Source organism: Amycolatopsis sp. VS8301801F10, from assembly GCF_046195355.1.
Lineage (GTDB): Bacteria > Actinomycetota > Actinomycetes > Mycobacteriales > Pseudonocardiaceae > Amycolatopsis.
Genome location: NZ_CP176065.1, coordinates 3038693 through 3061627, shown reverse-complemented (window position 1 = coordinate 3061627; position 22935 = coordinate 3038693). Strand labels below are relative to the sequence as shown.

Below are 22935 nucleotides of genomic sequence, written 5' to 3'. Positions count from 1 at the left end.
GCCGTCTCCCTCTCGCGAACAGGCCCGGACAGAACGACGGCGCCCACCCGGGCGTGCGGGTGGGCGCCGTCGGACAAGCTACTTGGCGTCGGTCTTCTGCTGACGCTTGCCGTAGCGCTTCTCGAACCGGGCGACCCGGCCACCGGTGTCCATGATCTTCTGCTTGCCGGTGTAGAAGGGGTGGCAGTTCGAGCAGATCTCGACGTGGATCTGACCCGACTCCTTCGTGCTGCGGGTGACGAAGCTGTTCCCGCAGTTGCACGTGACGGTCGTGGTCACGTATTCGGGGTGAATACCGCTCTTCATGGTGTCCTCTCTCGTTGGCCCCGGGTCCCCAGTGCGGGGTGAACCGGTGCCGGACTTCAGCGGGTCATTCTGCCAGACGCGCTGGCAAGGACTTCAACACACCCCGATGACCAGGTATTCCGCCGCACGCCGCGACGGTGGGTAGTGAAGAACCTTCGCATTGTACGGATTTTGTACCCGCTGACGGGAACCTGGCCGAGTTCGTGAATCGCTCACTTACTGGAGGTCCGGACATGCGCACGACCGACCTGCTCACCCGGCTCGCGAAGCCGGCCGCGGTGCTCGCACTGGCCGCTTCCGCCGCGGTCTTCGCACCCGCCGCGAACGCCGCCGACGGCATCACGGCCGCGGACGTCAACCCCGCCGCGGGCACGTTCACCGAGCTGTCCGAGGCAAACCTGACCGGGGCCGGCGACGGCACCCCGGCCGGCGCGGTCGCCTGGTACAAGGCGCACGCCGGAAGCACCGGATGGGAGCACTACTGCGAGAAGGCCGCCGAGAACTCCTACGGCGTCACCGGGGTCTGGGCGTCGGCCAACGCGCATTGGAACGGGGCCAGCCCGAAGCACACCAGCGGCAAGCCGCCCGCCGGTTCGTTCGTGTACTGGAACATCAGCGCCTACGGCCACGTGGGCATCGCGGACGGCAACGGCGGGTTCTACGCCACCAGCGTCGGCGGCAAGATCGGCCACGGCAGCTCCACGAGCTACTTCAACAACTACCGCGGCTGGACGCCGGCCGCTGTCCCCCGCCACTGAGCCGGTGCTCGTGCCCGCCATCCCCCGGCACGAGCATCTGAAACCGGCGGAGCGTTCCTGGTCGCGCCTGGGGTCGGCGAGGAACGCTCCGCCGGTGCGAGAAACCCTTACTGCAACGCAATTACCGTGAAGCGGTCACGCGGCGGTAGCCGTCCGCGGACATGCGGCCGACATCGTGCGGGACATGCGCATTCGATCTTCCGCGCTGCTGCTCGGTACCGTGCTGGCCGCCACTGTGGTCCAGGCCAGCCCGGCCTCCGCGATCGTCGGCGGCACCGAGTCTTCGCAGCCTTACTCGTTCCTGGTTTCGCTCCACTACGACGCACCCCGGCCGGACGGCCACCGGTGCACCGGAGTGCTCATCGGCGCGCAATGGGCGTTGACCGCCGGACATTGCGCCAACACGCCCACCGGCGCGACCACCGCGGTCCCGCGCGGCTGGAACGTCCGGGTCGGGTCGCTGGACACGAAATCCGGCGGCGAACTGGTCGCGGTCGACAAGTTCTATCGCCGCCACGCCAGTTACAACCCGCCGGGCGAGGACCTGACCGTGCTGCATCTGGCCCGGCCGGTCCGGGCGAAACCGGTCCGGCTGACGACCAGCACCCCAGCCGTCGGCAGTTCAGTCCGGATTCTCGGCTGGGGCGCTACTTCCCTGTCGTGCGGGGACTTCGCCGATCCAGTCTGCTTTCCCCGGAAGCTGCACGAAGCCGACACCGTGGTGCAGCCGTTGGCGCAATGCTGGGACGACAACGGAATCTCGCCGCCGCTGTGCATCGGGAGTCTGCGAGACGGCGTCGGGCCGGGAGTGACCGACTCCGGCGGACCGGCGCTGGTCCGGGACGGTGCCGGATGGGCGTTGGCCGGAACGGTGGTCGGCTCGGGCATCCGCGGCGCCGACCTGCCAGACCTGTACGTCGACGTGACGCGGAATGCCGGATGGATCAACGGGATCGTGTCCGGCACCGCGGTTCCACCGGACACGGTCATTCCCAACGTGGAGGGCACCGCGAAGATCGGCGAATGCATGGGTTCGGTGATTCGGCCCCGTACTGCGCGGGATTCGGATCCGGCGCTGGCGTTGACGAACGGGCATTGCGTGCCGGGTAACCGGCCGGAACCGGGGAAAGCGTTGGTGGACCAGCCTGCCGGGCTGGATAAGGCAATCGCCATCGCCGACCGGCAGGGCTATCCGAAGACCACGGCCCGCGCCACTCGGCTGGCGTACGCGACGATGACCGGCACCGATATCGCGCTGTACCGGCTGGACCGGACCTACGCGCAACTCGCGGCCGCCGGGGCCAAGGTGTTCCGGCTGTCGTCCTCCCCGATGCGCGCCGGGGACCGGCTGCAGATGGCCTACCAAAGCCACCGGCCGCAGTGCGAAGTCGCGGCGGTCGTGCCGCATCTGCGGGAAGGCGATTGGCAACAGGACCAGTCGGTGCGATACGCGGACAGCAACGAATGCGTCAGCCTGCCCGGCTACTCCGGGACGGCGCTGCTGTCGCCGGACGGGAACACCGTGGTGGGAATCAACAACACCCACAACCGCGACGGCGAGTCGTGCACCGAGGGCAACCCGTGCGAGGTCGCGGCGGACGGGACGGTCACCGCGGTCAAGGGCCGCAGTTACGGGCAGCAGGTGTCGGCGATCGGCGGATGCCTCGCTCCGGGGAACCGGATCGACCTGGACCGGCCGGGATGCCGGTTGACCGGAAGCCGCGCCGGAGCCGCGTGAAACGACAACGGCCCGCCCCGGAAAACCCGGGGCGGGCCGTTTCGCGCGCAGCGGCTCAGTCGTCGTCTCCGCCGCCGAGGGCCGTCTTCGAGACCTGCATCAGGAACTCGATGTTGGTCTTCGTCTTGCGCAGGCGCGAGATCAGCAGGTCGATGGCCTGCTGGGAGTCCAGCGCGTGCAGCACGCGGTGCAGCTTGTGCGTGACGGCCAGCTCGTCCGGCGAGAGCAGCAGCTCCTCCTTGCGGGTGCCGGACGGGTTGACGTCGACCGCCGGGAACACGCGGCGCTCGGAGATCTTGCGGTCGAGCTTGAGCTCCGCGTTGCCGGTGCCCTTGAACTCCTCGAAAATCACCGTGTCCATCGTGGACCCGGTCTCCACCATCGCGGTCGCGAAGATGGTGAGCGAGCCGCCGTTCTCGATGTTGCGCGCGGCGCCGAGGAAACGCTTCGGCGGGTACAGCGCGGTCGAGTCGACACCACCGGACAGGATCCGGCCGGACGCCGGCGCGGCCAGGTTGTACGCGCGGCCCAGCCGGGTGATCGAGTCCAGCAGGACGACCACGTCGTGGCCCATTTCGACCAGGCGCTTGGCCCGTTCGATGGACAGCTCGGCGACCGAGGTGTGGTCGGACGGCGGGCGGTCGAAGGTCGAGGCGATGACCTCGCCCTTCACCGACCGCTGCATGTCGGTGACCTCTTCCGGACGCTCGTCGACCAGCACGACCATGAGGTGGGCCTCGGGGTTGTTGGTCGTGATCGCGTTCGCGATGTCCTGCATGATCGTGGTCTTGCCTGCCTTCGGCGGGGACACGATCAGCGCTCGCTGGCCCTTGCCGACCGGCATGATCAGGTCGATCACGCGGGTGGTGAGCTTGTGCGGCTCGGTCTCCAGCCGTAGTCGCTCGTTCGGGTACAGCGGGGTCAGCTTGGTGAAGTCGGGACGGCGCTTGGCCTCGTCCGGCTCCAGGCCGTTGATCGAGTCGACGCGCACCAGCGGGTTGAACTTCTGCCGCTGCTGCTCGCCCTCGCGCGGCTGGCGCACCACACCGGTGATCGCGTCGCCGCGGCGCAGGCCGAACTTGCGGACCAGCGACAGCGACACGTACACGTCGTTCGGCCCGGCCAGGTAGCCCGAGGTGCGGACGAACGCGTAGTTGTCGAGCACGTCCAGGATGCCGGCGACCGGCAGCAGGACGTCGTCCTCGCGGATCTCGGTGTCCGGCGCGCCGCCCTCGGCGCGGCCGCCCCCGCTGCCCCGGCGGCGGCGGTCGCGGAAGCGGCGCCCGCGGCGGCCGCCTTCCTCGTCGTCGTCCTGCGGGCCGTTGTTCCGGTTGTCGCGGTTGTCCTGCTGGTTCCGCTGCCGGTTGTCCTGGCGGTCCTGCCGGTCCTGGCGGTTGTCCTGGCCGCCGCGGTTGTCCCGGTTGCCGTCGCGGTTGTCGCGGTTGCCCTCGCGGTTGTCGCGGCCGTTGTCCCGGTTCTCGCGGTTGCCGCCCTGGCGGTCGCCGCGCTGGTCGCGCTGGCCGTCGCCCCGGTTCGCGCCGCCGCGGCGGCGGCGGTTGCGGCCGCCCTCCTCGGACTGGCCGTCGGACTGGCCCTCGGACCGGTCGGCGCGCTCGGTGCGCTCCTGCGCGGCGGGCTTGCCGTCCTGCGCGGTCTCCGCCTTCGGAGCCTCCGCCGGGGCCGCTTCCGCCTGGACCGGCTCGGCCTTCGGCTCCGCCTTGGGCGTCTCGGCCTTGGGAGCCTCGGCCTTCGGCGCGTCGGCCTTGGCCCGGCGGGCGGGCTTCTCGGCCTTCTCCGCCTTGACCGGCTCGACGCCGTCGAGCGGCAGCGTGTCGGCGGCCGCGGCGGCGCGCTTCTTGCTCTTGCCCTGGCGCTCGCGGATCGCGGCGATCAGGTCCCCCTTGCGCATGCCGGTGGTCTCGCCCACACCCAGTTCGCCCGCCAGCTGGCGGAGCTCGGCGATGACCATCCCGGACAGGCCCCCGGTGCGGCGCTTCGGAGCGGCCGCGGCCCCATTGGTCTCAGCGGCCGCGGCGGGGGTCTCCACGTCGCCGCTCAACAGATCGGTGTTGCTCACACATGTCCTTCCTGACCGATCCACGTTCCAGGTGGATCAGCGGACTGCCGCCGGTAGCGAGACGGCTTCTGCCTCCGATGCGGACGGCTCGCGCCCAGCCGTGCGAGACACACAGCGAAGCGCCGCCAGCACAGGGTGTTTGCCCCCTCCGGACGGAGAAAGCGGAATTCGGCACCGCCGGAACCGGAAACCCGCCTGCGTCCCTCCGCGTCCCGCGTGCCGGGCGGTGCGGAATCGGCGGATCGACGAAGGATGCGGACCGGAGCCGCCGCTAGGGGCGAACAGGCCCGGCATCGGGTGCGGAAACGCACGGTGATCGAACGCCCCCGAGGGTAGACCGCGCCCTGTCCGGGTGCAACAACCACCCCCCGCGTGGCGCACGCTGCCGTCCAGCCTGTGACCAGGTCGTCACCTGGCCACCACCTGCACGCCATCGCGGTCCGCGGGCAATTCGGCGACGTCGAAGCCCGTAACGTCGACGCCCGCGGGGAGTATTCCCGTCAGCGTGAGAGCGAGCACAGTCGGCCCGGCCCCGGAGATCGCGGCGGGCACGCCGTGGGCACGCAGCGTGCGCACGAGTTCGGTGCTCGCCGGGTACGCCTCGGCGCGGTAATCCTGGTGCAACCGGTCCTCGGTGGCCGCCATCAGCAGGTCGGGCCGCTCGGTGACGGCCAGCACGGCGAGCGCCGCCCGTCCCGCGCTGTGCGCCGCGTCGGCGTGCGGAACCTGCGCCGGAAGCAGCCCGCGCGTGGTGTGGGTGGACGATTTCTCCGCCGGCACCGCGACCACCGGCCGGATCGCCGGGTTCGGCTCCACCCGCTCCGCTCGGAACCGGCCGTCCTCGGCCCACGCCACCACGAACCCGCCGAACAGGCTCGCCGCCGCGTTGTCCGCGTGGCCCTCGAACTCGGCCGCGAGCTGGAGCGCGTCGGCGTCGAGCGGACGCTCCGCCAGCGCGTAGCCCAGCGCCACGCCGGTCACCACCGCGGCCGCCGACGACCCCAGGCCGCGCGCGTGCGGAATGCTGTTGTGGCATCGAAGATGCAGCCCGGGCGGCCGCACGTCCAGGTGTTCGCAGGCTCGCCGGAGCGCGCGGACCACCAGATGGGATTCGTCGGTCGGCACGTCCTCGACGCCACCTGCCCCCGCGTCGAGCACCTCGATCTTCAGCCCGCCCTCGGTGACCTGCAGGTCGACCACGTCGTAGCGGGACAGCGCGAGGCCGAGCGCGTCGAATCCCGGGCCGAGGTTCGCGCTCGACGCCGGGACCGTCGCGCGGAACGCGGGCAGCGCCGTCATGACCGAGCCCCCGCCAGGTCGGTCGCGTTGTGCGCGGGCGGGGCCAGGAGGGTCCCCGGCGAGCGGCGGCTCATCGCAGGTCCAGCGCCGCCGCGACGGCCGTCGGGTCGACCGCGAGCGGTTCCACCTCGACGTTGCCCTCCAACGCCGTGGCCGGGTCCTTCAGGCCGTGCCCGGTGACCGTGCAGACCACCGTCGCGCCCTTCGGCAGCCGTCCGTCAGCGGCGGTGGCCAGCAGGCCGGCCACGCTCGTCGCGGACGCGGGCTCCACGAACACGCCCTCGCGGCGGGCCAGCAGCCGGTACGCCTCAAGGATCTTCTCGTCGGTGATCGCCTCGAACAGCCCGTCCGACTCGTCGCGCGCGGAGACCGCGCCCGCCCACGAAGCCGGGCTGCCGATGCGGATCGCGGTCGCGATGGTGTCCGGGTCGGAAACCGGTTCGCCGTGCACCAGCGGCGCGGCGCCGGCCGCCTGGAACCCGAACATCCGCGGGGTGTTCTTGACCACACCGTCGGCCGCGTACTCCGAATAGCCCTTCCAGTACGCGGTGATGTTGCCCGCGTTGCCCACCGGGAGGCAGTGCACGTCCGGGGCCTCGCCGAGCACGTCGCAGATCTCGAACGCCGCGGTCTTCTGCCCGGCGATGCGCACCGGGTTGACCGAGTTGACCAGCGTGACCGGATAGTCCGCCGCGGTCTTGCGGGCGAGTTCGAGGCAATCGTCGAAGTTGCCGTCGACCTGCAGGATCCGCGCGCCGTGCAGCACCGCCTGGGCGAGCTTGCCCATCGCGATCTTGCCTTGCGGCACCAGCACCGCGCAGGTGAGCCCGGCCCGCGCGGCGTACGCGGCGGCCGAGGCCGACGTGTTGCCGGTGGACGCGCAGATCACCGCTTGGAGCCCGCTGGCGAGCGCGTGCGTGATCGCCACGGTCATCCCGCGGTCCTTGAACGAGCCGGTCGGGTTCGCGCCCTCGACCTTCAGGTAGACCGTGCAGCCGGTCAGCTCGGACAGGTGCGCGGCGGGCAGCAGCGGGGTGTTGCCCTCGCCGAGCGTGACCACGCGCGCCCCGTCGGGGACCGGAATCCGGTCGCGGTACGCCTCGATAATCCCCGGCCAGGAACTCATGCTGCCGCCTCGATTCGGAGTTTCACCATGCTGATCGACGAGGCGGGAGCATGAATATCCACGATTCGCTCGCAAGCTGCGCTCATGCGTCTTCGCCTTCCACGCGCATCACGCTGACCACCTCGTGCACCACGTCGAGTTTCGCGATTTCGTCCACAGTGGACTGCAAAGCCGCGTCGGGTGCGAGATGAGTGACCACGACGAGGCTCGCCGTGTCGTTCGCGTCGCGCTGGCGCACCGCGGCGATGCTCACGCCGTGCGCGGCGAACGCTTGCGCCACCTGGGCGAGCACGCCCGCGCGGTCCGCGACGTCGAGGCTCACGTGGTAGCGCGTCGGCGTCTGGCCCATCGGCCGCACCGGCAGCGCGGCGTGCGCCGATTCGCGCGGGCCGCGTCCGCCGAGCACCTGGTTGCGCGCCACCGCGACGAGGTCGCCGAGCACCGCGCTGGCCGTCGGCGCGCCGCCGGCGCCCTGCCCGTAGAACATCAATTCGCCGGCCGCGTCCGCCTCGACGTAGACCGCGTTGAACGCGCCGCCGACGCCAGCCAGCTGGTGGCTGCGCGGAATCATCACCGGATGCACGCGGGCGGACACCGATTCCGTGCCGTCGTCTGCCGTCACGCGTTCGCAGATCGCCAGCAGCTTCACCGTGCGGCCGAGCGTGCGCGCCGCGGCGAGGTCGGACGCCGTGACGTCGGCGATGCCTTCTCGGTGCACGTCTTTCGCGGTCACCCGGGAGTGGAATGCCAGCGAGGCAAGGATCGCCGCCTTCGACGCGGCGTCGTACCCGTCGACGTCCGCTGTCGGGTCCGCCTCCGCGTAGCCGAGGCGGCTCGCCTCGTCGAGCGTTTCGGCGTAGCCCGCGCCGGTGGCGTCCATCGCGGAGAGGATGTAGTTGGTGGTGCCGTTGACGATCCCCATCACGCGGGTGATCCGGTCGCCCGCCAGCGATTCGCGCAGCGGGCGCAGGAGCGGGATGGCCCCGGCGACGGCGGCCTCGAAGTACAGGTCCGCGCCGCTGGCGTCGGCCGCCTCGAACAACTCGGCCGAATGCTCGGCGAGCAGCGCCTTGTTGGCGGTGACCACGGATTTGCCCGCGTTCAGCGCGGCGAGCAGCCAGCTGCGCACCGGGTCGATCCCGCCGACCAGCTCGACCACCACGTCGACGTCGTCGCGGGCCACCAGCGCCGCGGCGTCGTCGGTCAGCAGTTCGGCGGGCAGTTCCGGGTGCTTGTCCGGACGCCGCACCGCGATGCCGACCAGCTCCACCGGCGCGCCCGCGCGGGCCGCCAGCTCGCCGGCCTGTTCGGTGAGCAGCCGGGCGACCTCGCTGCCGACCGTGCCGCAGCCGAGCATCGCGACCCGGATGGGCGCCCGATCGGCGGGAGACGGGCTTTTCGGAGACACAGTGGACACTTCTCAAACCTCCAGGCGCAGCATGTCGTCCGTCGTCTCCCTGCGCAGCAGCAGCCGGGCGGCGCCGTTGCGCACGGCGACCACCGCGGGCCGCGGCAGCCGGTTGTAACCGCTGGCCATCGCGTAGCAGTAGGCGCCGGTCGCCGCGACGGCCAGCAGGTCGCCGGGAGCCAGCGTGTCGGGCAGCCAGCAGTCTCGGACGACGATGTCGCCGGACTCACAGTGTTTTCCCACCACGCGAGACAACGTCGGGGTCACCGGCTCGTCGCCGTCCGCGGCGGAACGGGAAACCACCCGGCAGTCGTACACCGCGTCGTAGAGCGCCGTGCGGATGTTGTCGCTCATGCCGCCGTCGACGCTGACGTACCGGCGGGCGGTCTCGTCGCCGAGCGCGACGTCCTTGATCGTGCCCACTTCGTACAGGGTGAACGTGCCCGGACCGGCGATCGCGCGGCCGGGTTCGCCCGCGATGCGCGGCACCGGGAGATCGGCGTACGCGCATTCCTTGCGGACGATCTCGCGGATCTGCGTGATCATCTGCGAGGGCGGCGGCGGGTTGTCCTTTTCGGTGTAGGCGATGCCGAAACCGCCGCCGAGGTCGACGACGTTCATCTGGTCCAGCAGCTCCCGGCCGTGCTCCTTGGCCAGGTCCGCGAGCAGTCCGACGACGCGGCGCGCGGCGACCTCGAACCCGTCGGCGTCGAAGATCTGCGAACCGATGTGGCTGTGCAGGCCGACCAGCTTCAGCGACGGCGCGTTCAGCACCCGGCGGACCGCTTCGGCGGCGTCGCCGGAAGCCAGCGAGAACCCGAATTTCTGGTCCTCGTGCGCGGTCGCGATGAATTCGTGGGTGTGCGCCTCGACGCCGACCGTCACCCGGACGAGCACCTTCTGCTCGATCTCGTGCGCGGCGGCGATTTCGGCGAGCCGGGCGATCTCGTAGTACGAGTCGACCACCACGGTGCCGACGCCTGCCTCGACGGCCGCGTCGAGTTCGGCGACGGATTTGTTGTTGCCGTGGAACGTGATCCGCTCCACCGGGAAGTTCGCGCGCAGCGCGACGGCCAGTTCGCCGCCGCTGCAGACGTCGAGGCTCAGTCCCTGTTCGGCCACCCACCGGGCGACCTCGACGGACAGGAACGCCTTCGACGCGTAGTGCACGAGCGCCGGGTCGTCGAACGCCTCGGCGTAGTCGGCGCAGCGGGACTTGAAGTCCGCCTCGTCGACCACGAACAGCGGCGTGCCGTACGTCTGGGCGAGGTCGCGCACGTCGACTCCGGCGATCCGGACGACCCCGTCCGCGGCGCGGTAAACGTTGCGCGGCCACACTTTCGCGGGCAGCTGGTCGAGTTCGCCCGCACTCGCGGGCGGGAACCCGGAGGCGTCGGCATGGGGGTAGACGTCGGCGTGGCGGGGGCCCGCGGGGTGCGCCATGGTTTACATCCGTTCCGGAGCGGAGACACCGAGCAGCGACAGGCCGTTCGCCAGCACCTGGCGCGCGGCTTCGCACAGGGCGAGCCGGGCGTACGTGAGGGGAGTGGCCTCCTCGTCGCCCTGCGGGAGGACCCGGCCCACGGTGTAGAACTTGTGGTACGCGCCGGCCAGTTCCTCGAGGTAGCGGGCCACGCGATGCGGTTCGCGCATCTCCGCCGCCCGCCGCACCACGGACGGGAATTCGCCGATGGTGCGGATCAGGTCGCCTTCAGCAGGCAGGGTGAGCAGTCCGAAGTCGACGTCCGAATCGGCCTTGAGCCCCAGGTCCGCCGCGCCGCGCCGCAGCGACGACAGCCGGGCGTGCGCGTACTGCACGTAGTAGACCGGGTTGTCGTTGGAATGCTTGCGCAGCAAGTCCAAATCGATGTCCAAAGAGGAATCGACGGAGTACCGGATCAGCTCGTAGCGGGCCGGGTCGACGCCGACCGCCTCCACGAGGTCCTCGAGCGTGATCACGGTGCCCGCGCGCTTGGACATCCGCACCGGCTTGCCCTCGCTGACCAGGTTCACCATCTGGCCGATCAGCACCTCGACCGTCGCCGGGTCGTCGCCGAACGCCGCGGCGGCCGCCTTGAGCCGCGCGATGTAGCCGTGGTGGTCCGCGCCGAGCATGTAGATGCACAGGTCGAAACCGCGGTTGCGCTTGTCCTTGAAATAGGCCAGGTCGCCCGCGATGTAGGCCGGGTTGCCGTCCTTTTTGAGGACGACCCGGTCCTTGTCGTCGCCGTACTCGCTGGAGCGCAGCCACCAGGCGCCGTCGGCGAAGTAGAGGTTGCCGGAGTCCTTGAGCTGCCGCACCGCCGCGTCGACCGCGCCGGATTCGTGCAGCGAGTTCTCGTGGAAGTAGACGTCGAAATCGGTGCCGAACTCGTGCAGGCTCTGCTTGATCTGGCTGAACATCAGCTCGATGCCGATGCGCCGGAAGGTTTCGTGCCGCTCGTCCTCGGGCAGGCTCAGCGCGCTCGGCTCGGCCTTGAGCACCTCGGCCGCGATGTCGCTGATGTATCCGCCGGAGTAGCCGTCCTCCGGCGCGGGCTCGCCCTTCGCGGCGGCGATCAGCGAACGCACGAACCGGTCGATCTGCGCGCCGGCGTCGTTGAAGTAGTACTCGCGGGTGACGTCCGCGCCCTGCGCGCCGAGCACCCGGCCCAGCGCGTCGCCGACCGCCGCCCAGCGCGTGCCGCCGAGGTGGATCGGGCCGGTCGGGTTCGCGGAGACGAACTCCAGGTTGATCCGCCGTCCGGCCAGCGCGTCGCCGCGGCCGTACTCCGCGCCCGCGGCCAGCACCTGGCGCACGACCTCGCCCTGCGCGTCCGCGGCCAGCCGGAAGTTGAGGAAGCCCGGCCCGGCGACCTCGGCCGCGGCCACGCCGTCCGCCCCCGCGACGACCTCGGCGAGCGCCTCGGCGAACTCGCGCGGCTTCAGCCCGGCCTTCTTGGCGACCTGCAGCGCGAGGTTGGTCGCGTAGTCTCCGTGGTCCGGGTTGCGCGGGCGTTCGATGGTCACGGTCTCCGGCAGCACGGCGGCGTCGACGCCCCGTGCGGCGAGGACCTGCACGGCGGAGCTGCGGACCAGATCGGCGAGAGCGGCGGGAGTCACTCGCCGAATTCTAGGTGCGCTTCGGCCGCGCGCTTCCAGCGGTACGCGCTCGCGAGACGGCGGGCACACCGGAGGCGGATGTTCCGCTCGCCGGGGCGCCTCGCGGGTGTTCACGGTGATCGCACGCCCGGTCTCTACACTGGGCTACCGGCAGGGTCCGTCCGGATCCCTCCCCCGCTCTCACGAGGAGATCTCGGCAATCATGGCCAACGGGACCACCAAGAAGAAGGGCACGTCCGCGTCCGCGGTGAAGGCGGCGAAGAACCGCTCGGTCGTCGCGGGCAAGCGTACGCCCTGGGGCACCATCATCGGCGTCGTCGTGGTGGTCGCCCTGCTGGCCGGCGTCATCGTCTACTACCTGCAGGCCTCCGCGCCCAAGCGCGACCAGGCCTCCCGGGACGAGGCCGCCGCCTCCTTCGCGCCGACCGCGAGCAATCCGGACCCGTCGAAGAAGATCCCGGGCGTGGTCACCAAGCAGTACGCCGGATCGGTGCACATCCTGCCCACCGAACGGGTGGCCTACGACCAGAGCCCGCCGTTCGGCGGCCCGCACGACGGCTACTGGGCCGCGTGCACCGGCATCGTGTACCCGGAAGCGGTGCGCAACGAGAACATGGTGCACTCGCTCGAGCACGGCACGGTGTGGATCGCCTACAACCCGGACCAGATCAAGGGCGACCAGCTTCCGCTGCTCGAGGCGCGGGTCAAGGGCAAGCCGTACACGATGATGTCGCCCTACCCCGGCCTCGACAAGCCGATCTCGCTGCAGTCGTGGGGCCACCAGCTGAAGCTGGACAGCCCCGACGACCCGCGCATCGACCAGTTCATCGCCGCGCTGCGCACCAACCCGAACGGCGTGTACCCGGAGATCGGCGCCTCGTGCGACGCGCTCGGCAAGGGCATGTTCGACCCGGCCAACCCGCCGAAGTTCGACCCGAGCAAGCCGGGCAAGGACGCGAAGCCGATGGACTACAAGGGCAGCACCGGGGCGCAGAGCGAGCAGGGCGGCATGCCGGGGACCCCGCCGGCCGGGCGGTGACCGTGGGCCGCTCCGAGGACCAGGCCCCGGCCGATACGGGCGGTGCCCCGGCCGAAGCCGCCGAGTTCGCCGAGGAGTCCGCTCCGGCGGAACGGACCGGCTGGTCCCGGTGGGTGGTCATCGGCGGCGCGCTGATCGCGGTGCTGCTGGTCGGGGCCGCGATCGGGGTCTTCGCGACGCGGCTCACCGACGGCGGCGACGCGGTGCCCGCGACGCCGGGCGCGGGTTCGGTCGAGGTCGGGTTCGCCCAGGACATGTCGGTGCACCACCTGCAGGCGGTCACCATGTCCGGCTGGGCGCGCGACCATTCGACCGACCCGGAAATCCGCCAGCTCGCGTTCGACATCGAGCGCACGCAGACCGAGCAGGTCGGGCGGATGAAGGGCTGGCTCATGCTGTGGGACCAGCCGGAGCAGGCGACCGGCGCGTACATGACGTGGATGACCGAGCCGATGGGCCACGCGGGCATGCGAATGCCGACCAGCAGCCCGGCCGGCGGCGCGCCGATGCCCGGCATGGCCACCGACGCGGAACTCGCCAAGCTGCGCACGCTGTCCGGCCGTGAGCTGGACGTCGAGTTCCTGCAGCTTATGCTGCGGCATCACCAGGGCGGTGTCGCGATGGCCGAGTACGCGCAGGACCACACGGCGAACGACGCGGTGAAAGCGTTGTGCCGCAGCATGCTGGTGTCCCAGGGCGCGGAAATGGACCAGATGAAGATCATGCTGAAGGCACGGAACGCGCAGCCGCTGCCCGCTCCGTGACCAAGCTCGTGAGTGTTGATCCCGGTTCTAACCGTGATTAACACTCACGAGCTTTTGTACGCCGGCCGCGCCAGTTCCTTGATGTCGCCGAGCGTCCCCCACTCGTCGCGCCCGAGCCGGGACAACGGCCGCAGCCGCTCGATCATCGGGTGGTCGCCGTCGAGGACGTCCTCGTTGACCGCGAGGTGCACGACCCGGCCGAACACCACCGTCGAGCGGCCGAAACCGACCGTGCTGTGCAGTTCGCATTCGAACGCCACCGGCGATTCCGCGACCCGCGGCGGGCGGACCTTGAGACTCGGTTCGCGGGTCAGCCCGGCCTCGTCGAATTCGCTCAGTTCCGGCGGGAAATCCGCGCTGGTGGCGTTGATCTGCTCGAACAGCGGCTCGGGCGCGAGGTTGACGACGAACTGCCGCGTCGCCTCGACGTTGCGCAGGGTGTCCTTCCGCCCGACCGAGGTGAACTGCAGCACCGCGGGCGCGGCCGAGGCGACGGTGAAGAACGAATGCGGCGCGAGGTTGTCCACCCCGTCGCGGGAAACGCTCGACACCCAGGCGATGGGCCGCGGCACGACGGTCGCCGTCATCAGGTGGTAGAACGCGTTCGGGGCCAGCTGGGCGGGGTCGAAGTCCTTGCGCATAGCCCCCGGTCTACCAGGAGAGCTCAGCGCACCGGCGGGCGCATTGCGGTCCCTCGACCTGAAGCGTCGCGTGTTTGATCTCGTAGCGGACCGACAGCAGGTCCTGCGCCTTGGTGAGCACTGTGGACTGTTCGGCGTCGGCCTTCACCGTCAGGTGCGCCGAGGCGACTTCCATGCCCGAGGTGAGGGTCCAGACGTGCAGGTCGTGCACGTCCGCGACGCCCGGCAGCGCGGCGAGTTCGCTGCTGATCTCGCCGACGTCCACGCCGGCGGGTGCGTGCTGGAAGAGGATGCGCAGCGCGCGGCGGGCGAGCGTCCAGGTGCGCGGCAGCACGAACAGGCCGATCGCGACACCGATGATCGGGTCTGCGTAACGCCAGCCGGTGGTGAGCGTGATCGCGCCGCTGAGCAGCACGCCGACGGAACCGACGAGGTCAGCCAGCACTTCGAGGTAGGCGCCGCGGACGTTCAGGCTCTCCTTCGCGCCCGAGCGCAGCACCAGGAACGACACGACATTGGCCACGAGCCCCGCGGCCGCGGCGAGCAGCACCGGCAGGCCAGGCACCTCCGGCGGGTCGGTGATCCGCCCGATCGCCTCGACCGCCACGTACCCGGCGACGCCGAACAACAGCACCGCATTGGCAAGCGCGGCAAGGACTTCCGCGCGGTACATGCCGAACGTGCGGCTGGGCGTCGGCCCGCTGCGGCGCGCGAGCACGATCGCGGCGAGCGCCATTCCGACGCCGAGAACGTCGGTGAACATGTGCGCGGCGTCGGAGATCAGCGCGAGCGAGCCGGTGGCGAAGCCCACCGCGAACTCCAGCACCATGAACCCGGCACCGACCGCGAGAGCGATCAGCAGCGCGCGGACGTAGCGGCCGGACGCGCTCGCCGGAGCGGCGGTGTGCCCGTGGCCGTGCCCGTGTCCCATCGCTCGCCTCCCTGTCTCGGTGTCAGGAGAAATATATAGTGACATGCGCATATGTGCAATACAGGGTAGCCTAACTTCACTCTAACGCCTGGTGGCGAGTTTCTCCCAGCCCTGTTCCGCGAGGTGGGAAGGTCAGCGCACGAGCCGGAAGAACCCGCGGATCTGCTCGACGAGCGAGCCCGGTTGTTCCATCGCCGCGAAATGCCCGCCGCGCGGCAGCCGCTCGAACCAGCGCAGGTCGGTGTACTTCAGCTCCGCCTGCCGCCGCGACGGGCGGACGATGTCGCGCGGATAGACGGAGATGCCGGACGGCGCGGTGACGCGATCGCCGAAGCTGCGGTAGCTCTCCCAGTACAGCCGCGCGGACGACGTCGCCGACGCGGTGAACCAGTACACCGAGATCGCGTCGAGAAGCTGCTGCCGGGTGACCGCGTCCTCGGGGTGGCCGTTGTTGTCGGTCCAGGCCCAGAACTTCTCGGCGATCCAGGCCGCCTGCCCCGCCGGAGAGTCCGTGAGGCCGTAGCCGAGCGTCTGCGGACGCGTGCCCTGCTGCGCCGAATACCCCTGCCCGGTGCGCCGGAACTCGGCAGCGGCCTCCGCGCCTTCGCGCTCCTCGTCGGTCTCGTCCGGGAACTGGCCTTTAGGCGCGGGCGCCATGTTGACGTGCACCCCCGCGACCCGCTCCGGGGCCACCTCGCCGAGCGCCCCCGAGACCGCCGAACCCCAGTCGCCGCCCTGCGCGCCATAGCGTTCGTAGCCGAGCGAGACCATCAGCCGATCCCAAGCCGTCGCGATCCTCTGCACACCCCACCCGGTGCTGTCCGGCTTGTCGCTCCAGCCATACCCCGGCAACGAAGGCGCGACGACGTGAAACGCGTCCGCCGGATCGCCGCCGTGCGCCCGCGGGTCGGTCAGCGGACCGAGAATGTCGAGGAATTCGAGCACCGACCCCGGCCAGCCGTGCGTGATCACCAGCGGAAACGCGTCCGGCTCCGGCGAACGGAGGTGCACGAAGTGAATCCCGAGGCCGTCGATCTCCTGCCGGAACTGCGGGAAGACGTTGAGCCGCTCGCCGAACCCGAAGTCGTAGTCCTCCGCCCAGCTCCGGCACAGCTCCCGGGCGTACGCGAGAGGCACCCCTTGCCTCCAGCCGTCGACGGTCTCCGCCTCCGGCCACCGAGTGCGCCGCAACCGCGCCCGCAAGTCCTCGATGTCCGGCTCAACCACCCTGACCTGGAACGGCTCGGCGCCCACCGCCGCCTCCCTCCGCGTCGACAACCCGACGGTACCGCGCTTCCTACCCGCTGCGAGCGGTTCTCAAGGCATGCGCTAGGCTCTGTTCAGTCGCGCAAGCGAGCCCTCGTAGCTCAGGGGATAGAGCACTGCCCTCCGGAGGCAGGTGTCGCAGGTTCGAATCCTGCCGAGGGCACATCTTCTTCAATTTCAGCGTGCGTTGACCGGCCGCTGCGACTGCCTTTGCGTTCAAAGGCAATTTCCTTCGCCAAATCAATCTCGTCGTGCTCACGGACCCACTAGCATCCCCCACGCCACGTAGCGGACGGGGAGGATGCGCGTGCCAACGAAGATGCTGGTGTGCCTGGCGAATTCGTACAAGCACAGCGAGCGCTGTGTAGCGGGGATCGAAATCAGCTCGCGAAAGTGGATCCGGCCGGTCAGCAGTCGGCCGAGCCGGGGAGTCTCCGCCACTGAACGGCATTACGCCGGAGGCAGTGAACCGCGAGTGCTCGACATCGTCGACGTGCCGCTGCGCGGGCCTCAGCCCCTCGGATTTCAGCAGGAGAACTGGCTCCTGGATGCCACCCGGAAGTGGCGCAAGGTCGGCCGTCTCGGCTTGACCGCGCTCGCCGCGCTGGAGAGCCCGCGGGAAAGCTTGTGGCTGAACGGGGCCAGTACGTCGCGCGGCTCCAACGACCGCGTCCCTGACGCAGCCGCGCAGCCGATCCGGGACTCGCTCAGGCTCGTCGGAGTCGATCGCGCGACCGTACAGGTCATGCCGGACCCGTGGTCTCCAGGCGGCCATCCCTCCGTCCGCATTCAGTTCGCGTACGCGAGTTTCGCGTACAACTTGAAAGTCACGGACCCGGTTTACCGGGCCAAATTCCAGGCTAAGGGAGTCGGCAGCTATAAGCTGGGGAAGTCCTACCTGACGATCAGCCTCAGCGAGGCGTACGATGACGGCTCCTCCTACAAGCTTGTCGCGGCCATCGTCGAAGCTGCCGGACTAGACTCAAGGACCGCATGATGAGATCCGGAGCCGTCTTCACCATCGGCCATTCCACACATGACTTCGCGACCCTGGTCGATCTGCTTCGACAGCACGAAATCACCGCCGTAGCCGATGTCCGCTCGGTACCGGCCAGCCGTTTCACCCCGCAGTTCAATCAACGCTCGATCGCGCCTGGTCTGCGCGAGGCCGGAATAAAGTACGTGTTCATGGGCAATGAGCTCGGCGCTCGCACCGACGACGCCAGCTGCTATATCGACGACACCGTCCAGTATCGCCTGCTCGCGAAGACGCCGAAGTTCGCCGAAGGCATCGAAAGACTGGTAACCGGTGCCCGCACGGAACGAATAGCTGTCATGTGCACCGAAGGCGAACCGCTGGATTGCCATCGGACAATCCTCGTCGCCCGGGTGCTCAGCGAGCGCGACACCACAGTCGACCACATTCACGGCGACGGGTCGATCGAAAGCCATGCGGCAGCGATGGAACGACTCATGGAGAAATTCGGGTTGGCGGAGGACGATCTCTTCCACACGCGCGCAGAGCGCTTGGAAGCCGCCCTGCTTCGCCAGGAAAGGCGCATCGCCTACGTCCGGGAGAATCTTCACACCACCGAGGAACCAGGCACGTGAAAATATACACGGTTGGATTCACCAAAAAGTCGGCCGAGAAATTCTTCGGGTTCTTGCGAGCCACGGACGCGACAACCCTCGTCGACGTCCGGCTCAACAACGTCTCCCAGCTGGCGGGTTTCGCCAAGAGGGACGATTTGAAATACTTTCTCAACGAACTCTGCGGCATGCAGTACGCACACCGACCCGACCTGGCTCCGACGCAGCCGATGCTGGACGCCTACAAAAAGAAGCACATCGAGTGGCCGGAATATGAAGAACTATTTCTGGAGTTAATGCGGAGCCGGGCCATTGCGGACCACATCCCACCGGATCTCCTGGACAAGTCCGTCCTGCTGTGCAGCGAGGACAAACCGCACCATTGCCACCGTCGGCTGGTCGCAGAGCACCTTGCGCAGCATTGGGATGACGTCGTCATCGAGCATCTCTTCTGACGGCGCAGCCGGATTCCCCGGCTAAGAACGCCCCCCAGTGATGGTGGTGACGCTAGACGGTCACCCAGCCTTCCCGCCCTCAGCGACCCGCAGCAGCGCCTTCGCGATCACCGTCGCCTCCTCGTCGCTCACATGCGCTGAGAAGTGCCTCTCAATGCTCCGCAGGTACACCGGTGCTGTCTTGCGCAGCGCGCGGATTCCCTCGTCGGTGATCACCGCCCAGCTGACCCGGCGGTCTTCCGGTTCCGGACGCTTCGTCACCAGACCGGCGCGCACCATCTCGTCCACCAGCCTGCTCACCCGCGTTCGACTGAGTACCACCCGGTCGGCTACCTCCGCCATTCGCAGGCCCTTCTTGCCCGCCGCGTTCAGTTCCAGCAGGACGTCGTACCAGGCCAGCGGCACGGTGCCGCCGCGTTGCACGTCGGTTTCGATGGCTCGTACCGCGGCGCTGTGGGCCAGCAGCATCGCCCGCCACGCTTCCAGGCCGATCTTCGGGTCGCTCACGGGTTTCAGTCTAGGACATTGCGTGCGGGCGCACCTAATGAGTAGAGTGCGTGCGTACGCACTTAAATCCCGAAGGAGGCACTGATGGTCGAGCCCATCACACGCGACGAGGTCAAGAAGCGGATCGACGCGGGGTCGGCGATCGTCGTCGAGGCGCTGCCCGCCGAGTACTACGCGAAGGCGCACCTGCCGGGCGCGCTCAACTTGCCGGTCGATGAGGTCGAGCAGCTCGCGCCGAACCTGTTGCCGGACAAGGACTTCGCGGTGATCGTCTACTGCGCCGACTCGCCTTGCCAGAATTCGGCCACCGTCGCGAAGCATCTGGCTGAACTCGGGTACCGCCAGGTCTTCGACTACGACGAGGGCAAAGCCGACTGGATCGCGGCCGGGCTGCCGACCGAATCCGGCCGTTGAGAGCAAAGGACTCGTGATGACAGAAGCAACTCGGGTGGTCGGCGGAAGGGAACTGCCCGCCGCGGGGACCTGGAAGGTCGACCCCGGGCACGCCGAGGTCGGTTTCGTGGGCAGGCACTTTCTGCTCACGAAGGTCCGCGGCCGGTTCACCGGCGTGGACGCGACGGTGGAAATCGGCGAAAAGATCGAGGACACCACGGTGCGCGCGGTCATCGAGATGGCCACTGTGGACAGTGGGGACCAGACCCGGGACGACCATCTCCGTTCCGGCGATTTCTTCGACGTGGAACACCATCCGCGGGCCACGTTCGAATCGACATCGGTCACCGTGAACGGCAATGCGGCGACCATGGTCGGGAATCTGACCATCAAGGACGTTTCGCGTCCGGTCACCCTCGCCGTGGAGTATCTCGGGTACGCGCGCGATCCGTGGGGAAACGACCGCGCGGTGTTTTCCGCGCGCGGCAAGATCAACCGCGAGGATTGGGGGCTGGTCTGGAACATGGTGCTGGAGTCGGGCGGACTTCTCGTCTCCAAGGAAATCGAACTTGTCCTTGAGATCGAGGCGATCCGCGCGTCCTGAGTGGACAGTGGACGGCCGGGTTGCCCGCCGGGCCAACCCGGCCGCTCAGTTCGCTTCAGCCGGCACCGCGGCAGCGAGGTCGAACTGCTCCCGCGCCGCCTCTTCGTCGCCCCTGGCCTGATGACAGGCACCGAGCCGGTTCCGGACCTCGACCTCCGCCCACGGCGACATCTGGTCCGTCAACGCGTCCAGCGCCCGCAGGTGATACGAAAGCGCGAGATCCAGATTCCCCAATTCCTGCTCGGCCGTACCGAGCCGCGAAAGCGAACTCACCAGCAGCAGCCGGTCGTCGACCCGCTCGGCCAGCTCCACCGCCTCGCGCAAGGGTTCCGCCGCTTCCTCTGGCCGGCCCGCATGCAGCCGGACGCTGCCGATATGACTGGAAACCCGGCCCAGCATCGCCGGGTTTCCAGTCGAGACCGCGACTTCCCGCGATTCGGAGAACCGGGCGAGCGAGCGTTCGTATTCGCCCTGTTTAAAATGCACATAGCCGAGCCCGGAAACCGCCCGTTCGACCAGCCAGCTGTCGGCCACCTCGGCGGCCATGGCCCGGGCCTCGTTCAGCACCCGTTCCGCTTCGTCGAGCGGTCCGGCGAGCATGGTGACCATTCCCAGTCCGCACAGGCCCCGCGCGGTTTCCCGCCGGTCGCCGTTTTCGCGGCTGATCCGCAGCCCTTCCTCGCACCACTGCCGGGCTCGCGCGGAATCCCCCAGCGCGAGGTGCGCCCAGCCGAGCCCGAACCGCAACGCCGTCACCATCCGCCGGTCCGCCGCTTTGTCCACTTCGGACAACGCGAAGTCCAGCAGGGCAACACATTCGCGGTACCGGATGCGCCGCACGAGATAGTCGACGGCACCCTCGGCGATCCAGCACGCGTAGTCCGAATGGCCGGCGGCGACCGCGGAGGACACCACTTCCATCAGGTCGCCCGCTTGATCCAGCCACGCCGACGCGTCCACCAATCCGGCGAAGGGCGAATCGGTAGGCGTCGGCCCACTGGGAAAACCGGGTCCGTCCCATTCGCTCGCGGCGCGGCAGGCGTGCAGGTACACCCCGAGCCCGCTGGCGACGTCGGGTTCGTCCCCGGCGAGGCGGCGCGCGTACACCGCGACCAGGTCGTGCATCCGGTACCGGCCCGCGGCGGGCGCCTGCACCAGGTTCGCGTCGACCAGGTCCTCGAGCACGGTTTCCGCCTCGCTCCGGGAACAGCCGAGCATCGCGGCCAGCACCAGCTCGTCGGATTCCGGCGCGGGCGCGCGGCCCAGCGTGCGGAAGGCGCGTTGAGTTTTGGGCGGAAGCTGGTCGTAGGAGAGCCGGAACGCGGCCTCGACACTGCGTTCCTCCGCGGTCAGCTCGCCGAGCCGGCCGGTGTCGTCGGCGAGCCGGTCCGCCAGGTCGCGGAAAGTCCACATCGGACGGTTCTGCAGCCGGGCTCCCGCGATGCGCAGGGCGAGCGGAAGCCGTCCGCACAGGCTGGCCAATTCGCGGACGGCCTCGCGTTCGGTGTTCGCGCGCGCCGGGCCGACAATGCGGCTCAGCAATCCGGCCGCGGCGGCGGAAGTCAACGGGCCCAAGGAGATCCGGCGTTCAACGTCCAAACCGGGCAGTCGGCGTCGGCTGGTGATCAGCACCCGGTTTCCGGTCCCGCCGGGCAGCAGCGGGCGGACCTGTTCGGCGCTGACGGCGTCGTCCAGCACCAGGACCAGGCGCAGCGGCGCGGTGGCGGCCCGCCAGTTCGCGGACAGTTCGTCCAGGTCGTCCGGAATGTTCTGGTCGTTCACGCCCGCCGATCGCAGCAACCGGCGCAGCACCCGGACCGGAGCGAGCGGAGCCCGGCCAGTGCTGTGCCCGTGCAGGCCGACGAACAGGCAACCATCGGGATGTTCCTCGCGCAGCAGCTGGGCCGCGCGCACCGCCAGCGCCGTCTTGCCCGCCCCGGGCACCCCGTCCACCGCCGAGACCGCGCTCCCCGGCGCGACGAGCCGGGCCAGTTCGTCGTCGCGGCCGGCCAGCTCGCCGACGTCGTGCGGCAGCTCGTCCCGGATCCGGGGCGCCGCAGCTGGCCGGGGTGCGACGCCGAGCGTCCCGGCGTCGCCGCGCAGCACCGCCTCGTGCACCCGCCGCAGGTCCTCGCTGGGTTCGAGCCCCAGCTCATCGCGCATCCGGAGGCGGAACTCGCGCCAGGTGTCGAGCGCGTCGCTCTGCCGGCCGGCTCCATAGAGGGCCCGCATGAGCAGCCCGGTCAGCGATTCGCGATCGGGATGCTCGGCGAGCAGCGCCGTCACCTCGCTGATCGCCGACGCGTAGTCGCCCAGCCGGATCAACGCGTCCGTCCGGCCCTCGACCAGCCCGACCCGGCGTTCGACGAAGCGGCGCCGCTCCCGTTCGGCGAACGGACCGGGCAGTCCGGCCAGCGGAACGCCCTCGTAGAAGGCCAGCGCCTGGCCGTACCCGTCGGCCGCGGCGGCGAGCGCACCGGCCGCGGCGGCTTTCTTGGCCCGGGCGGCGAGCTGTTCGACCCGCACCGCGTCCACGCCGACGCCCGCCCCGGCGAACCGGTACCCGCCCGGGTCGGTCCGCAGCACCGATTTCGCGTCCGCGCCGGCCGCGGCCAGCGATTTCCGCAGCTGGTAGATGTAGCCGGGTACGCCGTCGCTCTCCGGCGGACGCTCGCCCCACACCCGGTCGACCAGCTCGGCCCGGCTGACCGTCACGTCCGGCCGCAGGAGCAGCGCGATCAGCATCGTCGTCCGCAGCACCGGCCCGAGTTGCAGCGGCTGCCCGCCGTACCAGCCGCGGACCGGCCCGAGCACCGCGAACTCCAGCCCGCGCGCCGCTCCTACCGCGTCCCCCGATGACATACCAGGAGTTTAAGCCAGCTCCCGCCGGTGTCCCCCGCGAGAGCTACGCACAGGTGTCCACCGCGCGGG

Annotated in this window: 21 protein-coding genes and 1 tRNA gene; 10 read left to right on the top strand and 12 right to left on the bottom strand. The window is 69.8% G+C overall.

Going from position 1 to position 22935, the window contains the following annotated elements; all coding sequences use genetic code 11:
• Positions 1-78: 78 nt before the first annotated feature.
• A complete protein-coding gene (gene rpmE, locus F9C11_RS14795; RefSeq protein ID WP_009082617.1) occupies positions 79-306 on the bottom strand; it encodes a 50S ribosomal protein L31 in 228 nt (75 codons plus the stop codon).
• Positions 307-539: 233 nt separating this feature from the next.
• On the opposite strand from rpmE, the gene F9C11_RS14790 reads away from it, so the two are divergent.
• Positions 540-1064 carry a CHAP domain-containing protein gene (locus F9C11_RS14790; RefSeq protein ID WP_409185438.1) on the top strand — a complete coding sequence of 175 codons (525 nt, stop codon included), beginning with the start codon at positions 540-542 and terminating at the stop codon, positions 1062-1064.
• A gap of 184 nt (positions 1065-1248) precedes the next feature.
• Positions 1249-2802 carry a S1 family peptidase gene (locus tag F9C11_RS14785; protein WP_409185437.1) on the top strand — a complete coding sequence of 518 codons (1554 nt, stop codon included), beginning with the start codon at positions 1249-1251 and terminating at the stop codon, positions 2800-2802.
• Between the two features lie 55 nt (positions 2803-2857).
• Here the strand turns inward: F9C11_RS14785 and rho are convergent, their stop codons facing one another.
• The 6 genes from rho to argS all read right to left on the bottom strand — a co-directional run bounded on the left by rho (position 2858) and on the right by argS (position 11814).
• Positions 2858-4879, bottom strand: coding sequence for a transcription termination factor Rho (rho, locus tag F9C11_RS14780; RefSeq protein ID WP_409185436.1), 2022 nt, complete (start codon positions 4877-4879; stop codon positions 2858-2860).
• 408 nt (positions 4880-5287) lie between these two features.
• The gene (gene thrB / locus F9C11_RS14775) at positions 5288-6178 is read right to left on the bottom strand and encodes a homoserine kinase (protein ID WP_409185435.1); all 891 of its coding nucleotides are present in this window, start codon (positions 6176-6178) and stop codon (positions 5288-5290) included.
• Positions 6179-6248: 70 nt separating this feature from the next.
• Positions 6249-7304, bottom strand: coding sequence for a threonine synthase (gene thrC / locus F9C11_RS14770; RefSeq protein ID WP_409185434.1), 1056 nt, complete (start codon positions 7302-7304; stop codon positions 6249-6251).
• An 82-nt stretch (positions 7305-7386) separates the two neighbouring features.
• On the bottom strand, positions 7387-8712 hold the full coding sequence (locus F9C11_RS14765) for a homoserine dehydrogenase (protein ID WP_409186910.1): 1326 nt from the start codon (positions 8710-8712) through the stop codon (positions 7387-7389).
• Between the two features lie 12 nt (positions 8713-8724).
• Positions 8725-10155: a diaminopimelate decarboxylase gene (gene lysA, locus F9C11_RS14760; RefSeq protein ID WP_409185433.1), complete on the bottom strand. Its 1431-nt coding sequence runs from the start codon at positions 10153-10155 to the stop codon at positions 8725-8727.
• A 3-nt stretch (positions 10156-10158) separates the two neighbouring features.
• Positions 10159-11814, bottom strand: coding sequence for an arginine--tRNA ligase (gene argS, locus F9C11_RS14755; protein ID WP_409185432.1), 1656 nt, complete (start codon positions 11812-11814; stop codon positions 10159-10161).
• A gap of 202 nt (positions 11815-12016) precedes the next feature.
• Here argS and F9C11_RS14750 point away from each other — a divergent pair, with 202 nt between their 5' ends.
• Positions 12017-12853: a DUF3105 domain-containing protein gene (locus F9C11_RS14750; protein ID WP_409185431.1), complete on the top strand. Its 837-nt coding sequence runs from the start codon at positions 12017-12019 to the stop codon at positions 12851-12853.
• Between the two features lie 113 nt (positions 12854-12966).
• Positions 12967-13617, top strand: coding sequence for a DUF305 domain-containing protein (locus F9C11_RS14745; RefSeq protein WP_409186909.1), 651 nt, complete (start codon positions 12967-12969; stop codon positions 13615-13617).
• A gap of 44 nt (positions 13618-13661) precedes the next feature.
• Here F9C11_RS14745 and F9C11_RS14740 read toward each other — a convergent pair whose 3' ends face one another.
• The 3 genes from F9C11_RS14740 to F9C11_RS14730 form a co-directional block, all read right to left on the bottom strand.
• A complete protein-coding gene (locus F9C11_RS14740; protein WP_409185430.1) occupies positions 13662-14258 on the bottom strand; it encodes a flavin reductase family protein in 597 nt (198 codons plus the stop codon).
• A gap of 10 nt (positions 14259-14268) precedes the next feature.
• Positions 14269-15189 carry a cation diffusion facilitator family transporter gene (locus F9C11_RS14735; protein WP_409185429.1) on the bottom strand — a complete coding sequence of 307 codons (921 nt, stop codon included), beginning with the start codon at positions 15187-15189 and terminating at the stop codon, positions 14269-14271.
• Positions 15190-15321: 132 nt separating this feature from the next.
• The gene (locus F9C11_RS14730; RefSeq protein ID WP_409185428.1) at positions 15322-16443 is read right to left on the bottom strand and encodes an epoxide hydrolase family protein; all 1122 of its coding nucleotides are present in this window, start codon (positions 16441-16443) and stop codon (positions 15322-15324) included.
• A gap of 102 nt (positions 16444-16545) precedes the next feature.
• On the opposite strand from F9C11_RS14730, the gene F9C11_RS14725 reads away from it, so the two are divergent.
• The 4 genes from F9C11_RS14725 to F9C11_RS14710 all read left to right on the top strand — a co-directional run bounded on the left by F9C11_RS14725 (position 16546) and on the right by F9C11_RS14710 (position 18500).
• Positions 16546-16618: transfer RNA gene (locus tag F9C11_RS14725), tRNA-Arg, on the top strand.
• A 138-nt stretch (positions 16619-16756) separates the two neighbouring features.
• Complete coding sequence (locus tag F9C11_RS14720; RefSeq protein ID WP_409185427.1) at positions 16757-17452, top strand: dual OB domain-containing protein; 696 nt, start codon at positions 16757-16759, stop codon at positions 17450-17452.
• A complete protein-coding gene (locus F9C11_RS14715) occupies positions 17452-18066 on the top strand; it encodes a DUF488 family protein (protein WP_409185426.1) in 615 nt (204 codons plus the stop codon). The genes F9C11_RS14720 and F9C11_RS14715 overlap by 1 nt, the downstream gene beginning before the upstream one ends.
• A complete protein-coding gene (locus F9C11_RS14710; protein ID WP_409185425.1) occupies positions 18063-18500 on the top strand; it encodes a DUF488 family protein in 438 nt (145 codons plus the stop codon). The genes F9C11_RS14715 and F9C11_RS14710 overlap by 4 nt, the downstream gene beginning before the upstream one ends.
• Before the next feature lie 60 nt (positions 18501-18560).
• On the opposite strand, the gene F9C11_RS14705 is transcribed toward F9C11_RS14710, so the two are convergent.
• Positions 18561-19007, bottom strand: coding sequence for a MarR family winged helix-turn-helix transcriptional regulator (locus F9C11_RS14705; RefSeq protein ID WP_409185424.1), 447 nt, complete (start codon positions 19005-19007; stop codon positions 18561-18563).
• Between the two features lie 84 nt (positions 19008-19091).
• Here F9C11_RS14705 and F9C11_RS14700 point away from each other — a divergent pair, with 84 nt between their 5' ends.
• Together F9C11_RS14700 and F9C11_RS14695 are read left to right on the top strand one after the other, a co-directional pair.
• Positions 19092-19421 (top strand): rhodanese-like domain-containing protein, encoded by a 330-nt coding sequence (locus tag F9C11_RS14700; protein ID WP_409185423.1) that lies wholly within the window; start codon positions 19092-19094, stop codon positions 19419-19421.
• Between the two features lie 16 nt (positions 19422-19437).
• A complete protein-coding gene (locus F9C11_RS14695; protein WP_409185422.1) occupies positions 19438-20004 on the top strand; it encodes a YceI family protein in 567 nt (188 codons plus the stop codon).
• A gap of 45 nt (positions 20005-20049) precedes the next feature.
• Here the strand turns inward: F9C11_RS14695 and F9C11_RS14690 are convergent, their stop codons facing one another.
• Positions 20050-22866, bottom strand: coding sequence for an AfsR/SARP family transcriptional regulator (locus tag F9C11_RS14690; RefSeq protein WP_409185421.1), 2817 nt, complete (start codon positions 22864-22866; stop codon positions 20050-20052).
• Positions 22867-22935 lie beyond the last annotated feature (69 nt).